This window comes from Methylocapsa aurea, assembly GCF_000746085.1.
In the GTDB taxonomy this organism is placed as follows: domain Bacteria; phylum Pseudomonadota; class Alphaproteobacteria; order Rhizobiales; family Beijerinckiaceae; genus Methylocapsa; species Methylocapsa aurea.
This window is the reverse complement of record NZ_JQKO01000012.1, coordinates 70,164-85,701: the sequence shown is the minus strand read 5'-3', so window position 1 is coordinate 85,701 and position 15,538 is coordinate 70,164. Positions and strand designations below refer to the sequence as shown.

At 60.2% G+C, this 15,538-nt stretch carries 12 protein-coding genes; 6 read left to right on the top strand and 6 right to left on the bottom strand.

Going from position 1 to position 15,538, the window contains the following annotated elements:
• Positions 1-250: 250 nt before the first annotated feature.
• A complete protein-coding gene (locus DL86_RS09810; RefSeq protein ID WP_036260753.1) occupies positions 251-2,308 on the bottom strand; it encodes a thioredoxin domain-containing protein in 2,058 nt (685 codons plus the stop codon).
• Positions 2,309-2,380: 72 nt separating this feature from the next.
• Here DL86_RS09810 and mnmE point away from each other — a divergent pair, with 72 nt between their 5' ends.
• The 6 genes from mnmE (at position 2,381) to DL86_RS09780 (ending at position 9,000) form a co-directional block, all read left to right on the top strand.
• On the top strand, positions 2,381-3,715 hold the full coding sequence (mnmE, locus tag DL86_RS09805; protein ID WP_036260752.1) for a tRNA uridine-5-carboxymethylaminomethyl(34) synthesis GTPase MnmE: 1,335 nt from the start codon (positions 2,381-2,383) through the stop codon (positions 3,713-3,715).
• A gap of 72 nt (positions 3,716-3,787) precedes the next feature.
• Positions 3,788-5,647, top strand: a complete 1,860-nt coding sequence (mnmG, locus tag DL86_RS09800) for a tRNA uridine-5-carboxymethylaminomethyl(34) synthesis enzyme MnmG (protein WP_036260751.1) — start codon at positions 3,788-3,790, stop codon at positions 5,645-5,647.
• On the top strand, positions 5,644-6,282 hold the full coding sequence (gene rsmG, locus DL86_RS09795) for a 16S rRNA (guanine(527)-N(7))-methyltransferase RsmG (protein WP_245276326.1): 639 nt from the start codon (positions 5,644-5,646) through the stop codon (positions 6,280-6,282). The genes mnmG and rsmG overlap by 4 nt, the downstream gene beginning before the upstream one ends.
• Before the next feature lie 76 nt (positions 6,283-6,358).
• On the top strand, positions 6,359-7,189 hold the full coding sequence (locus tag DL86_RS09790; protein WP_036260750.1) for a ParA family protein: 831 nt from the start codon (positions 6,359-6,361) through the stop codon (positions 7,187-7,189).
• Complete coding sequence (locus tag DL86_RS09785) at positions 7,186-8,091, top strand: ParB/RepB/Spo0J family partition protein (protein ID WP_036260749.1); 906 nt, start codon at positions 7,186-7,188, stop codon at positions 8,089-8,091. Before DL86_RS09790 ends, DL86_RS09785 begins: the two co-directional genes overlap by 4 nt.
• 378 nt (positions 8,092-8,469) lie before the next feature.
• Positions 8,470-9,000, top strand: a complete 531-nt coding sequence (locus tag DL86_RS09780; protein ID WP_245276325.1) for a TIR domain-containing protein — start codon at positions 8,470-8,472, stop codon at positions 8,998-9,000.
• Positions 9,001-9,057: 57 nt separating this feature from the next.
• Here DL86_RS09780 and DL86_RS09775 read toward each other — a convergent pair whose 3' ends face one another.
• The 5 genes from DL86_RS09775 to hemE form a co-directional block, all read right to left on the bottom strand.
• Positions 9,058-11,304: a primosomal protein N' gene (locus DL86_RS09775; protein ID WP_245276324.1), complete on the bottom strand. Its 2,247-nt coding sequence runs from the start codon at positions 11,302-11,304 to the stop codon at positions 9,058-9,060.
• Positions 11,279-12,133 (bottom strand): TerC family protein, encoded by an 855-nt coding sequence (locus DL86_RS09770; RefSeq protein WP_156964573.1) that lies wholly within the window; start codon positions 12,131-12,133, stop codon positions 11,279-11,281. Before DL86_RS09770 ends, DL86_RS09775 begins: the two co-directional genes overlap by 26 nt.
• Positions 12,134-12,509: 376 nt before the next feature.
• The gene (gene rho / locus DL86_RS09765) at positions 12,510-13,778 is read right to left on the bottom strand and encodes a transcription termination factor Rho (protein ID WP_036260748.1); all 1,269 of its coding nucleotides are present in this window, start codon (positions 13,776-13,778) and stop codon (positions 12,510-12,512) included.
• Between the two features lie 237 nt (positions 13,779-14,015).
• Positions 14,016-14,447: a protoporphyrinogen oxidase HemJ gene (hemJ, locus tag DL86_RS09760; RefSeq protein WP_036260747.1), complete on the bottom strand. Its 432-nt coding sequence runs from the start codon at positions 14,445-14,447 to the stop codon at positions 14,016-14,018.
• A gap of 3 nt (positions 14,448-14,450) precedes the next feature.
• Positions 14,451-15,512 (bottom strand): uroporphyrinogen decarboxylase, encoded by a 1,062-nt coding sequence (gene hemE / locus DL86_RS09755; RefSeq protein WP_245276323.1) that lies wholly within the window; start codon positions 15,510-15,512, stop codon positions 14,451-14,453.
• Between the last annotated feature and the right edge of the window lie 26 nt (positions 15,513-15,538).

Below are 15,538 nucleotides of genomic sequence, written 5' to 3'. Positions count from 1 at the left end.
TAATAAATCCTGCTATAGACATGACGCTTAAGAGCGCTTTCAAAGTCCGGGGGATCAAAAAGCCGTCCTTAAGTCTTGGTTTTGGCGTATTTTTTGGCAGGAACCAGTATCCACTTTGCTGGAACATGGTTTGGACTCTACCCTCTACGCTAGAGCATGTTCTTAAAGACGAGCCCAACTTTTTCGGTGCTCCGAGCCCTTGACTCCGAAGGGTTTCTTTTCGATCAAATGCTTCCAATGAAGCGGCGCTCTAACCGATCGCGTCGAGCAAACTCTGCTTATCGCGCACGGGCAGGGAGCAGACGCCGGCTGAGCAAATGAAGGCCGCCGCCTCGCCGGCGAGCTTCGCCTGTGCTTTGGCCGGATGCGAGGAGAGGATTTCCTCCGGCTGGTCGAGATCCATGACGATACGCTCGATAAAAGGAATGCTTAGCGCAGTTTCATAAAGCTCCCGGCGTTTCGGGCCCGCAGTGACGATGTCCTTGACCCGCAGGCGCAGGTCGAGCGCGTTCAAGATCCCCGCATGGCCAACAAAGCTCGTGCGCACCGAAGGCCCCACGGCCTTGAACAATTCGTCCGCCCGCTTCAGCCAGCGGTCGTCGCCGCTGAGACCAGCGAGGCGAATGAGCGCCGACAGGAAAACCGGATGGGCGTTGGGAATTGCATCGTCGGAGGTCGGCGACAGTCGCACCAGCACGTCGCTCGCATCCTTCGCCGCCATGCATAAAAGCCCACTCTTTTCATCGACATGATAGGTTTCCAGAGCCTGCGCCCAGCCAATCGCATCGGCGAGATAATCCCTGGTCAAGAACGATGACGCGCCCGGAAGATTGCGGACCTCATGGAGGGCGAGGGCGGCGCGGATCATGGCGGCATGGTCGAGCGCCATGCCCGGCGTGACCAGCACCCCGGCGCGCCAGCTATGAGCGAGGCGCGGATTGCCGTCCGCATCGATGAATTGCAGGGTCGAGGCGATGAAATGATAGGCCTTCGCCGCGAGTTCGATCCATTCCGGCTGATCCAGCAGCGTCGCCGCATTGACCAGGGAGGCGATCATCAATCCGTTCCAATCGGCCATGATCTTATCGTCAAGGCCGGGATGGACGCGGGTTTCTCGCGCCTCGAACAGCCTTTGCCGCAAGGGCGCAAGCCGGGCCTCTTCCTCAGGCGTCGGGCGCTTGGCCTCGAGACGATTGAGAATCGTCACCATCTTGCCGTTCGGCTCCTCGGCCCAATTGCCGATCCGCGAGGCGTTGTAGAATTTGCCGAGGAAGGCCGCATCCTCCTGGCCAAGGATCGCGACAAGCTCCTCCCAGGTCCAAATGTAGAATTTGCCTTCGACGCCCTCGCTGTCCGCATCGAGGCTCGCGCAGAAGGCACCCTCCGGAATCGTCATTTCGCGTTTGAGCCAGCCCACGGTTTCCCGCGCTCTGGCCAGGAACAGATTGTCGTGAAATTCATGATGGCAAAGCGCAAGCAGCTCGAGGATCTGCGCATTGTCGTAAAGCATTTTCTCGAAATGCGGCACGAGCCAACGCTCATCGGTGGAATAGCGCGCATAGCCGCCGCCAAGATGATCGTAAATGCCGCCTTCCGACATATGGGTCATGGTCAGCTTGACGAGATCGCGATAGGGGACCTTGCCAAGCCTTGCGCCGGCGCGCCAGAGCAGTTCGAAAATCGGGGTATTGGGAAATTTCGGAGCGCCGCGAAGACCTCCGTCGACCTGGTCGATGAAATTGACGACCTGCGGCGCCAGATTGTTCAATTGATCGAGGGTGAGCTCAAATCCCTCGCTTTGCGGCGCGGTTTTTGAAAATCCGTCGCGGACGATCTTGGCGTTATGAGCGATCCGCTCCGGCTCGGCGCGAAACGCCTGCGCGACCGTGCGCAACACCGTCACGAAGGCGGGCCGGCCATATTGCTCCACCTTTGGAAAATAGGTTCCGCCCCAGAACGGCTCGCCCTGCGGCGTCAGGAACATCGTCAGAGGCCAGCCGCCGCGCTCGCCAAAAGCCTGGAGCGAAGACATATATATATGATCTATATCGGGCCGCTCCTCGCGATCGACCTTGATATTCACGAAAAGCTCGTTCATCACCGCCGCGGTCTCGGGATCCTCGAAGCTTTCATGCGCCATCACATGGCACCAATGGCAGGCGGCATAGCCAACCGAAAGAAGAATCGGCTTATTGAGCGCCTGGGCTTCCTGCAACGCCTTCTGCGTCCACATCCGCCAATGCACCGGATTATGCGCATGTTGCAGCAGATAGGGGCTGGCGGCTTGACTGAGTTCGTTGGCTGACATGGACTGATTTCTCTTGGATAGGGGCCGCGCCAAGACCGTGGAAGGCAATGGACCGTGGGAGGCGATCGACGAATGGAACGCGGCCGGAGAGGAAACGAGACGATCTTCGCCATTGCCTCTGGCATGAGCCGTGCCGCGATCGCTGTCCTGCGCCTATCGGGGCCGGGAACCCCTTTCATTGTCACGAGCCTTATCGGGAGTCTTCCTGAACCGCGCATGGCGCAACTCGCAACTTTTGTCGACCCAGTGTCCGGCCAGGCGATTGATCGAGGTTTGGCGCTGTTTTTTCCGGCGCCGCGCAGCTTCACCGGCGAGGATTGCGCCGAGTTCCACGTCCACGGCGGGCGCGCGGTCGTCGCCGCCATGATCGGGGCCATTGGCGGCTTGCCGAGCGCGCGTCCCGCCGAGCCCGGCGAATTCACCCGGCGGGCGCTGCTGCATGGCAAGATGGACTTGGCGGAAGTCGAAGGACTGGCGGATCTGATCGACGCGGAAACCGAGTGGCAGCGCCGCCAAGCGCTCCGGCAGATGCAGGGGAGCCTCGGCCGACAGACCGCGCTCTGGCGTGGCGCGCTCATCGAGGCGGCCGCCTTGATCGAGGCCGAAATCGATTTTTCCGACGAGGGCGATGTGCCAGCCGCGACCAGCCGGCGCATTGGCGCGCTTCTGGCGCCGGTGCTCGCTGGGCTCAAGGCGGAATTGGCCGCCGGCCGGGCAGGCGAAAGGATACGCGAAGGGCTGACGATCGTGATCGCGGGGCCGCCCAATGCAGGAAAGTCGACGCTTTTGAATGCGCTCGCCCGCCGCGATGTCGCGATTGTTTCACCGCTTGCGGGGACAACCCGCGATAGTCTTGAAGTCCATCTCGACCTCGGCGGCTGCCCGGTTACCTTGATTGATACGGCCGGGTTGCGCGAAAGCGCGGATGCGCTTGAGCAAATTGGCGTCGCCCGCGCGCTGGAAAAGGCCAACGCCGCCGATCTGGTCCTTTGGCTGAGCGAGGCGCGCCGGCCGGTCGAACCAGCGGGAGAAGTGGCGGGAAAAGTCGTCCGGCGTATTTTTACAAAATCCGACCTCGCGGATCAATACCCCGCTGCAGCGGATGGACTGTGCATCAGCGCTGAGACTGGCGAAAATCTTGACGTCTTGACGCGGGATTTGACGGAGTTGGCGCAATCCCTGACCGGAAATGGCTATGCCGGCCTGATCACGCAGGAGCGTCACCGCAAAGTGTTCGAGGACGCGGCCGAGGATTTGGCGCGCATATTGACAAATCTCGACGCGCCGGTCGAACTGCTTGCGGAAGACTTGCGCAGCGCGCTCTTTTCGCTGCAAAGAATAACCGGCTTGGTCGATGTCGAAGACATCTTGGACGAGATTTTTTCTCGGTTTTGCATCGGCAAATAAATTCAGCGCGCAAGCAGGCCGGAACCTCCTGTTTCACGTGAAACAGGTCAAGTCAGTCGGAGGTCGAGTCAAATGGCGGGCGGGTTCGATGTGGTCGTGGTCGGCGGCGGGCACGCGGGATGCGAAGCCGCGGCCGCGGCGGCCCGCATGGGCGCGAAGACAGCGCTTCTCACCCATTCTTTCGCCACCATAGGGACTATGTCCTGCAATCCGGCGATTGGCGGCCTCGGCAAGGGCCATCTCGTCCGCGAAATCGACGCTCTCGACGGCCTGATGGGACGCGTCGCCGACGCCGCGGGGATACAATTTCGCGTCCTCAATCGCGCCAAGGGCCCCGCCGTGCGCGGGCCGAGGGCGCAGACCGACCGCCGCCTCTATGCCCGCGCCATGCAGAGCGCAATCGAGGCGACGGACAATCTGAGCGTCATCGAAGGCGAGGCCGCCGACTTCATGCTTCGCGCGGGTCGAATCACGGGGATCCTCACCGCCGAGGGGGAGGAGATCGCATGCGGCGCGCTCGTCCTGACCACCGGAACATTTCTTGGCGGGCTGATCCATATCGGCGGAAGGACATTTCCTGCCGGCCGAATGGGCGAGAAGCCCTCCATTCGTCTCGCCGACCGGCTGCGCCAACTTGGTTTCGCGACTGGCCGCTTGAAGACCGGCACCCCACCGCGCCTCCATGGCGACACCATCGATTGGGCGGCTCTCGAACGCCAGAGCGGCGACGTCGAGCCGGAACCCTTTTCTTTTCTGACCGCAACAATCGCCAATCCTCAGGTTGACTGCTTCATCACCCAAACGACCGCCGAGGGCCACGCGATCATATTGGACAATCTGGCCGCATCCCCGGTCTATTCGGGCGCCATTTCAGGGCGGGGGCCGCGCTATTGCCCCTCGATCGAAGACAAGATCGTTCGCTTCAAAGACCGCGAGACGCATCAGATCTTTCTCGAGCCCGAAGGGCTCGACGTCAAGACGATCTATCCAAACGGCATTTCCACCGCTCTCCCGGAGGAGACGCAGGCGCGCTTTCTGCGCACCATTCCCGGACTTGCCAAGGTCGCAGTGCTGCAGCCGGGCTATGCGATCGAATATGATTTCCTCGATCCGCGCGGATTGAAGCCCAGCCTGGAGTCCAAAAAGCTGGCGGGCCTTTTTCTCGCCGGGCAGATCAATGGGACCACCGGCTATGAGGAGGCAGCGGCCCAGGGTCTTGTCGCTGGGTTGAACGCGGCCCGCTCGGTGAGCGGCGGAAAGGCCATCGGATTCGACCGCTCGGAGGCCTATCTAGGAGTGATGATCGATGATCTCGTCAATCGCGGGGTGACCGAGCCCTATCGCATGTTCACCTCGCGCGCGGAATATAGGCTTTCGCTCCGCGCCGATAATGCCGATCAGCGCTTGACCGGGCGGGGCATTGAGATCGGCTGCATCGGCGCGGAGCGGCGCCAAGCTTTCGCTCAAAGGGCGGCGGCGCTCGCCAAAGCGCGCGCGCTCCTGGAAAGCCTCAGTTTCAGCCCGAACGAGGCGGCGCGGCATGGCCTGAAACTCAATCACGATGGGCAGCGTCGAACAGCGTTTGACATCCTCTCCTTGCCGGACGCATCAATCGCCAGACTGCGCGACATTTGGCCGGAGCTTGGCTCAATCGGTGAAAAGCACGCCAAGCAGATCGAGATTGACGCGAAATATGCGGTTTATCTTGAACGCCAGAGGCGAGATATCGAAGCTTTCCGGCGCGATGAGGCGCTCGCCATTCCCGAAAATCTCGATTATGCGGCTTTGCAAGGTCTCTCCAATGAGATCCGGGACCGGCTCCAACTGATTCAGCCGCGCACAATGGGGCAGGCTGGCCGCATCGAGGGGATGACGCCCGCCGCCATGACTCTTCTGGCTTCTAAACTGCGCCGGGCGGGCATGAAATCTTGAAAGGCCGAGAGCACCCGATCCTTGCGGATCTATCGCCTGAATGTCTGCGGCGCCTGTCGATTTATGCCGAGATTCTCAAGAAATGGCAGCCCATCATCAATCTCGTGGGCAACAGCAGCCTTGACGATCTCTGGACCCGGCATTTTGCCGATTCGCTCCAGGTCTCCAATGCGGCGCCTTTGGCCCGCCGCTGGCTGGATCTCGGCTCCGGCGGGGGGTTTCCCGGCCTCGTGACCGCGATCCGATACGCCGATGAGCCCGATGCGCGAATCCATCTGATCGATTCGGATCAGCGCAAATGCGCCTTTCTCCGCGAAGTTTCACGTGAAACAGGGGCGCAGGCCGTGATCCATTGCGGCAGGATCGAAAAAATCACGCCAGATTTCCACGAACCGATCGACGCCGTCAGCGCCCGCGCTCTCGCGCCCCTGCCGATCCTCCTCGGCTATGCCGGGAAATTCATTGAAAAAGGAGCGATCGGCGTCTTTTCCAAGGGACAACAGGCCGAAGCGGAATTGACCGACGAGAGCGCGGCACGTAAATATCTTCTCACGACCATCGCGAGCCAGACATCTCCGTCGGCTCGCCTCGTCCTTGTCAGACGACGCGAAGATCCAGTGTCGACGCCTTCATGAAACTAGGTAGATCCCCCAGGCCCGCCTGGAGCAACCTCTCTTCGAGGAGTTGAACGTGGCGCAATCCTCCACCCCGATGCGCGTTCTCGTGATCGCCAATCAAAAGGGAGGAGTCGGCAAGACCACGACCGCGATCAACCTCGGCACCGCGCTCGCCGCCATTGGCGAAAGAGTCTTGATCGTCGATCTCGATCCTCAAGGCAATGCCTCGACCGGGCTCGGGATCGATCGCCGCAACCGCCGCCTGTCGACTTATGATGTCTTGATCGGCGAGGAAACCTTGCAGGCCATCCTGCAAACAACCGCCGTGCCGCGCCTCACCCTGGCGCCTTCGACGCTCGATCTCCTTGGCGTCGAGCTCGAAATCGCCGGACGGAAAGATCGCGCCTATTGCCTCAAAGGCGCATTGCAGGCGCTGGAACAGGTCCAGCAAAGCAATCCCGAGGCCGAGCGTTTTTCGTATGTTCTTATCGATTGCCCGCCCTCCCTCAATCTTCTGACGATGAACGCGATGGCTGCCTCGCACGCCGTTCTCGTGCCGCTGCAATGCGAATTCTTCGCGCTCGAAGGATTGTCCCAGCTTCTCAGCACTGTGGATCAAGTTAAGAAAACCTTGAACGCCAGCTTGACGATCCATGGCATTGTTCTCACCATGTTCGACACGCGCAACAGTCTCGCCGCCCAGGTGGTGGCCGATGTCCGGAGCTTCATGGGCGATAAGGTCTACGACACCGTCATCCCGCGTAATGTTCGCGTGTCCGAGGCGCCCTCGCATGGCAAGCCGGTTCTTCTCTATGATCTGAAATGCAGCGGCAGTCAGGCCTATCTGAAGCTGGCGTCAGAGGTCATTCAACGCGAGCGGCGCTATCGAGCGGCCGACGCCGATCTTGAGCGAAACGAATTATGAAAGCTTCCAAAATCCCGGATGAATCGCGGCCGCGGCTGGGGCGCGGCCTCGCCGCCTTGATCGGCGATAGCGAAGAGCCTTCCGCCGGCTCGGTGCGGCTGCGCGGCCAGAAGAAAATCCCAATCGAGTTCCTCCGGCCCAATCCGCATAATCCGCGCAAGAGCTTCGACGATGCCGGGCTTGAGGATCTTGCCGCCTCAATCAAGGAAAAGGGCATTCTTCAGCCGATCCTCGCACGCGCGGCGCCGGGCCTCGCCGACGCCTATGAGATCATCGCCGGCGAGCGGCGCTGGCGCGCGGCGCAGCGCGCTGGATTGCACGAAGTTCCGATCATCGCCATCGAGGCGGACGATCGGCAGGCGCTGGAACTCGCGATCATCGAAAATGTGCAGCGCAGCGATCTCAACGCCCTGGAGGAAGCCGCAGGCTATGACCGCTTGAGCGCGGAATTTTCCTATTCCCAAACCGATCTCGCCAAAGCGATCGGCAAGAGCCGCAGTCATGTCGCCAATACGTTGCGGCTGCTGAAACTTCCCGAACGGACGAAGCGGCTGCTAGCCGAGGGTCAGATATCCGCTGGTCATGCGCGGGCGCTTCTCTCCCTCCAGGACCCTGACGCGCTCGCCGATCGAATCGTCGCGCAGGGCCTGAGCGTCAGAGATGTCGAGAGGATCGTTCAGGAGGAGGCTGAAAGAGAAGAGGCTCCGAAAGGGCAGGAAAGCCAGAAGCGCGCGGCCAAAACGAAGGACGCGGATACAAAAGCTCTCGAAAGCGCCCTGATGACGGCGCTGGGCCTGACCGTGACCATAGATCACAAGGGCGAGAGCGGGGAAGTTCGGGTGCGCTATAAAAGCCTCGAGCAGCTCGACTCGCTTTGTCGATTGTTGCGCGGCGATGGATAGATTATTTACCGATTAAGCAGACGCCACAAGTCTGCGATAGAATGGCCAAATAAAATGACCGCGTTGCGCCGGGTTAGTCGCGTTTTATGTAGGATAACCTCAATCGCGGCGGACCAGCCATTTCACGCTATGCATCAATGGAAGATGCGAGCGCGTTATTGATTGACTTATAGTGCAAGGTTTGCGGCCGCCATTGACTATAAGGCTGCTGATTCATTGAGACGCGCGTAGTGGAGCCAGGTGCTCTCTCCCGCCCGGACAAGCTCGAGCATTTTCGAGCAAAGTGGAAACCAGTCGTACGGTTGGAGCCAGATCTCGCCTCGCTTTTCAAGACAAGCCTCCACCGGATCGCGCCCCCGGTGGTTTCAAACGCGCCCGTTGTCGTTTATAGGTGCAGCAGATCGATCAGGTTTCAGGCGGCGCAATAAGCCAATCCAAGAGGAATTTCGTTCAATGGCAAAGACGCGTATATTCGTCAGCTTCAAGAAGAGCGACATGGATTCCATGAACATGCTGCTTGATTGGGATAAGAACCAGGAATTCGATTTTGTTTTCGAGGATGATATACCAAAAGTCGCGTTTCACAGCGCAGAGGCCAAGCAAGTCAAGAGCGAGTTGACCGAGAAAATCAAGTCAGGCACACATCTCCTTTGCATTATCGGCAAAGACACTGGCAATAATGACTGGATCAATTGGGAAGTTCAGACCGCCTCGGTCACTGGAAGGAAAGTGATCGCAGTAAGGCTAAACACAAAAAACAAAAGCCCGGCCGCCCTTCTCAACTTTGGATCAACTTTTGCGGCATCGTTCACCTTTGACGCCATCAAGGTAGCCGTCGACGCCGGCGAGTCGACCAGCGCGCTTATGCCGCCCCCGCCGGAAGGGGCAAGCAGATTCGACAATCTCTAAAGAGCTTTCGCTCGTTTCGCGATTGCAAGGCTTATGAGCAACTTCATTCTCCGCCGCTCACAAAAAGCTTTGCGGATCGATGTCCACCGCGACCCGGACTCCGCCGCGCTCCGGCGGCCCGGCGGCGAGCAGCGCATGCAAGAACCCTTGCAGATCGGCCGATCGCGGCGCCTTGACCAGCAGCCGAAACCGGTGGCGTCCCCGGATGACCGCAATCGGCGCCTCCGCTGGCCCGAGCAGCGTCATTTCATTCTCGTTCGGGAGGCCGCCGGCTGGGGCCAAGATCCAGGCCGGCGAGGGCCCAAGGGCGTAGGCGGCGCGCGCCAGGGACCGCGCGTGAGCCTCCGCTGAGGCCGCATCCTTGCCAGAGACGATCAGCGCCGCGAGGCGGCCGAAAGGCGGCAGTCCGGCGCGGCGGCGCTGTTCGGTTTCCTCCCTGTAGAAACGCTCCGAATCGCCCGAAAGCAACGCCCGCATGACCGGATGCTCCGGCTGCCAGGTTTGCACGAACGCCTGTCCGCTCGTCTCGAAACGTCCGGCGCGGCCGGTGACCTGTTGCAGCAATTGAAAGGTCCGCTCGGCGGCGCGCGGATCGCCCGAGGTCAGGCCGATGTCGGCGTCGATCACGCCGACCAGCGAGAGCAGAGGAAAATTATGCCCTTTCGCCACAAGCTGGGTGCCAATGACAATATCGCAGGAGCCCGCTGAGATAGCCTCGAACTCCTTGCGCAACCGCTCCGTCCCACCAGGAAAATCCGAGGAGAGAACCAGAATGCGGGCTTCTGGAAAGAGCTCCGCCGCTTCTTCCGCCAGTCTTTCGATGCCGGGGCCGCAGGCCATCAGCGAATCGACCGCCTCACAATTGGGGCATAGATTCGGCCGGCGTTCGATATGGCCGCAATGGTGGCAGACAAGGGCTTTGCGAAACCGATGTTCGACCAGCCATGCGGTGCAATTTGGACATTGGAAACGGTGGCCGCAGCTCCGGCACAAAGTCAGCGGCGCATAGCCGCGCCGGTTGAGAAACAGCAGCGCTTGTTCGCCCCGGCCGAGCGAGCCCGTCAGCGCCTCGACAAGCCGTGGCGCTATCCACTTGCCGCGCTGAGGCCCGGCCAAGCGGAGATCGACCGCGGCGATGTTCGGCATTGCCCGACCCCGGAACCGTCCCTCCAATCTAACATGGCGGTAGCGGCCCTGCTCGGCGTTGACGCGGGTCTCGATCGAGGGCGTCGCCGAGGCGAGGATGACCGAGGCCTTCTCGATCTGGCCGCGCACCACGGCCATGTCGCGGGCGTGATAGTTAACGCCATCCTCCTGCTTATAGGCGCCGTCGTGCTCCTCATCGACAATGAGAGCGGCAAGATTCTTGAAAGGCAGAAACAGGGCGGATCTCGCACCGACGACGACCTTGATCTCACCGGAGGCGACCGCACTCCAGACGCGGGCGCGTTTGCGGGCGCTGACGCCCGAATGCCATTCCGCCGGACGGGCGCCAAAGCGCGCGGCGAACCGATCTAGAAATTGCGTCGTCAACGCGATTTCCGGCATTAGCACCAGGGCTTGGCGTCCTGTCTCCAAGGCGGCGGCGATCGCCTCGAAATAGACTTCGGTCTTGCCCGAGCCCGTCACCCCCTCAAGCAAGGTCACGGAGAACTCATTGGCCCCGACCCGATCGATCAGCTGGGTCGCGGCCTTTGCCTGGCCGGCTTCAAGGCGCGGCCGAGCAAAATTCGGATCGCAGGCGAGCGCGACGGGGTCGGGGGGAAGCGCGATCGTCTCGAGCGCGCCGTCATCGATCAGGGCGTCGATGACCCCGGAAGAACAGGCGGCGGCCTCCGCCAGCGCCGATTTCAAAAACACAAGCCCGCCCTCGGCGGCGGCGAGGACCCGCGCGCGCGCCGCCGTCATGCGCCGCGGCGGCGGCCCTTTGAGGCGAACCCCGATGCGCATGGGCTCCGGACCCGCCAACCCCGGCGCCCGCGCGGCCATGCGCAAGACCATGCCGCGCGGGCTCATGGTCCAACGCGCCACCCAATCAATGAATTTCCGTAAACGGGCGTCGATCGGCGTTAAATCGAGCCTAGCTTCAATGCTCTTGAGATTTGACGGCCCAGGCGGCGACGGCCGCACCTCCCAGACGACGCCGACGGTCATGCGCGCGCCAAGCGGCGCCTCGACGAAATCGCCGGGCGCGAGCTCCATTCCAGGCGGAACAAGATAGGAAAACGCCAAATCGAGCGCGACGGGCGCCAGAACATCGGCGATTTGCCTGAAGACCTTAGCGTCGTCGCCCTTTATGCCCACGTTTGCGCGCGCTCCGCTTCTTGGGCGGCGTCGCCGATTCTGCCAGCTGGGGCGGAGCCGGCGGAGGCTGCAGCGCAGACGCCGGCGGATGAACCAAAGCGGCCGCTGCTTGCCGCCGGCTTCGCGCCAACATGTTCAAGCCTTCGACCGCGCCGGAGAACGCCATCGCCACGTAAATGTAGCCCTTGGGGAAATGGAAGCCAAATCCATCCGCGATAAGCGTCGTGCCGATCAGCAGCAGAAAGCCCAGCGCCAGCATTACAATCGTCGGGTTTTTATGAATGAATTTCGCGAGCGAATCAGCCGCGAGCAACATTGCGACGACGGCGACGATCACCGAGACGATCATGATCGGGACATGCTCGGTCATGCCGACGGCGGTGATGATCGAATCGATGGAGAACACAATGTCGAGGAGCACGATCTGGGCGACAACGGAGCGAAAACCCGAAGGTTTCTTAAAGTGCTCCGACGTCTTGTCCGAGATATCCATACTTTCATGGATCTCGGTCGTCGCCTTCCAAACGAGAAAGACCCCGCCGGCGATCAGAATCAGGTCGCGCCAGGAAAAATGATACTCAAGCACAGCAAACACAGGCTGGGTGAGCTTGACGATAAACCCAGCGGCCGCGAGGAGCAGAATGCGGAAAATAAGGGAAAGGCCAATGCCGATCCGGCGCGCCAGCGCATTTTGCGGATACGGCAGTTTATTGGAGAGAATCGCGACAAAAACGAGGTTGTCGACCCCGAGCACGATCTCCATCACGACAAGGGTGGCGAAGGCGAGCCAAGCCGCAGGATCGACGGCCAGCGCGACGAGATCACTTATCAACGAGGTTTTCCCGCATTAGAGCGCATTCAGTTTCGGCGGAATCAGAAAGCAGCTCTAGGTCTTTGTTTTGTTGCATTTTCTTAACGCGAACCGGCATCCACTTCGCTCGAAAATGCTCTAGGGAATTGAAGCTTGGAACGCAGACGCGATGACGCTGGTTCAAGTCCATCCGATCGGGACGCGCTCTGGGCCACACGTCTTAAGATCCTAAAATCTTGGCCATAGATCTTGGGCCGTCCGCCGCGAGATAGGACCGTCTTTCGCTTCGGCAAGAGACCGTCACGGCGGCTTTGGTGCCGCAACAAGCAGGCAAGGTCAAGTCGCGCGCCGCCTCTCAACCTCCCCAGCCAAGCAATAAAAGCCTTGTAGAGGCTTATGTGTTCATCGCCTCGAAGAACATGGCGTTGCCCTTTGGCGTCTCACGCAATTTGCCAAGCAGGAATTCGATCCCGTCGATGGTGCCCATCGGATTGAGGATGCGGCGCAGCACATACATCTTCTTCAAGATGTCGGGCGGGACTAGCAATTCCTCCTTGCGGGTTCCGGACCGCGTGATGTCGATGGCCGGGAAGGTTCGCTTATCCGCGACCTTGCGGTCGAGAATGATTTCCGAATTGCCGGTGCCTTTGAATTCCTCGAAAATCACTTCGTCCATGCGCGAGCCGGTGTCGATCAGCGCGGTGGCGATGATGGTCAGCGAACCGCCATTCTCGATATTCCGCGCCGCGCCGAAAAATCGCTTCGGCCTTTGCAGCGCATTGGCGTCGACGCCGCCGGTCAAGACCTTGCCGGAGGAGGGCACGACCGTATTATAGGCGCGCCCCAGCCGGGTGATCGAGTCGAGAAGGATCACGACGTCAAGGCCATGTTCGACGAGGCGCTTAGCCTTCTCGATGACCATCTCGGCGACTTGAACATGACGCACGGCGGGTTCGTCAAAGGTCGAAGACACGACTTCGCCTTGCACCGATCGCTGCATGTCGGTGACTTCCTCCGGCCGCTCATCGATCAAAAGCACGATCAGATAACATTCCGGATGATTGGCGGTGACCGATTGCGCGATATTCTGCAGCAGCACCGTCTTGCCGGTGCGTGGCGGCGCGACGATCAGCGCGCGCTGACCCTTGCCGATCGGCGCCACGATATCGATGACGCGGGCGGAAAGATCCTTCTTGGTTGGATCGTCGACCTCCAGCTTCAACCGTTCGTTCGGATAAAGCGGCGTCAGATTGTCGAAATGAACCTTGTGGCGAATCTTTTCCGGGTCTTCGAAATTGATCGTATTGACCTTGAGAAGCGCGAAGTAACGCTCGCCCTCCTTTGGACTGCGAATCAATCCTTCGACCGTGTCGCCCGTGCGCAAGCCAAAGCGTCGGATCTGCGAGGGCGAGACATAAATATCGTCCGGCCCGGCAAGATAATTGGCGTCGGGAGAGCGCAGGAAGCCGAAGCCATCCTGCAAGACCTCAATAACGCCCTCGCCGACGATTTCGACTTCGCGGCTGGCCAATTGCTTGAGAATGGCGAACATGAGCTCTTGCTTGCGCATGATCGACGCATTCTCGACTTCATGTTCCTCCGCGAAGGCGAGCAATTCAGTCGGCGACTTGAGCTTCAAGTCCTTAAGTTTAATTTCCCGCATCGGGATTAAGTCCTAGGAAGGGTGGCGGGTCTCATCGCGCAAGGATAGGAGAGCTATGACGCAACCAGGTCCTGAAGGACAGGTATGCGGATCCCGCAAAGCGGGTGTGAAGGTCTCGACTAGGCGCACCGGACGCGCCGAACCATAGCGAGAAACCTACGAGGTGGGAACCTATCAATAGAGCGATTTGGATGCATTGACAAGCAAAAGTAATCTAAAAGGGTTTCGTTGCGCCGTTCAAAAAGGTTTGATCACAACCAAAATGACGATCCCCACCATCAAAATCGTCGGAACTTCATTGATAATCCGATAAAAACGAGGGTCATGCCGATTTGCGTCTGCGGTGAAATCCTTCCGGATCCAGCCGAAATATCCATGCAGCGCGGTTAAAGCCACGACCAGCGCAAGTTTGCCATGCAACCAGCCAGCATGGAAGTAACCGGATTGATAGGCGAGAGAAAAGCCGCTGATCCAGGTCACGATCAGGGCGGGCGCCATGATGAAGCGCATCAGCCGCCGCTCCATCGTTGCGAAGGTCTGCGCCTGCTCCGAGCCTTTCGGCGCCTGCGCGTGATAGACGAAAAGCCGCGGCAGATAGAGCATCCCAGCCATCCAGGAGATGATCGCCACGATATGGAGAGCCTTGATCCAGAGATAGGCCTCGGTCATTCGTTAAGATCCCCGTCGGACAAGATCGAGCAGACGCTCGACATTGCGGATTGGCGTCTCTGGCAAGATGCCATGGCCAAGATTGAAAATATGCGGCCGATCCCTAAAAGCCCTAAGAATGCTTTTAACGGCTTCATCCAGGGCGGCTCCCCCGGCGACCAGAGCTAAGGGATCGAGATTCCCCTGTAAAACAAGCGTTTTACCAAAGCTCCGCGCGGCCCAGACTGGATCGATCGAACTGTCGAGCCCAAGGGCGTTGACCCCGGTTCGGCTTGCATATCCTTCAAGGCGGGGACCTATGCCCTTGGGAAAGCCGATCACCCGAGCATTTTCATGCTTCAGCCTTAGCCCGGCGACGATCGCCTGGACAGGTGCAAGGCACCATCGTTCGAACTCGGCGGCTGGGAGGACTCCGGCCCAGCTATCGAAAATCTGCACGGCTTCGACGCCCGCGTCGATTTGGCGCGCAAGATAGTCGATCGAGGCGGCGACGAGCCTATCGATGACGCGCTGGAACAGGTCCGGCTGACGATAGGCAAAGAGCCGCGCCGGAGCCTGGTCCGGCGTGCCGCGTCCGGCGATCATATAGCTGGCGACGGTCCAGGGCGCGCCGCAAAAGCCGATCAGCGCCGTTTCGGCTGGCAGGCTGGCCTTGACGCGCTCGATGGTCTCGAAGACCGGGCTAAGGCGCGCCAGATCGAGGGCATCGTTCAGCTTGGCGAAATCCTGATCGGACAGAATCGGCTCGAGTCTGGGCCCTGCATTGGTTTCAAAACTGACTTTCTGGCCGAGCGCATCGGGCACCACCAGGATGTCACTGAACAGGATAGCGGCGTCGAAGCCAAAACGGCGAATTGGCTGCAGGGTCGCTTCCGCCGCAAGCGCCGGCGCATAGCAGAATTCGAGAAAGGAAGGGACCTTGGCGCGGATCTCGCGATATTCGGGCAGATAGCGTCCCGCTTGCCGCATCAACCAGATGGGAGGCGGATTTTGGGTTTCTCCCTCCAAGACGCGAAGGAAGGGCTTAGCCCGCAAATCGGCTTGGAGATGGGCTCGGCCTTCCAATGCGAAAATTCCCTAATAATTTATGA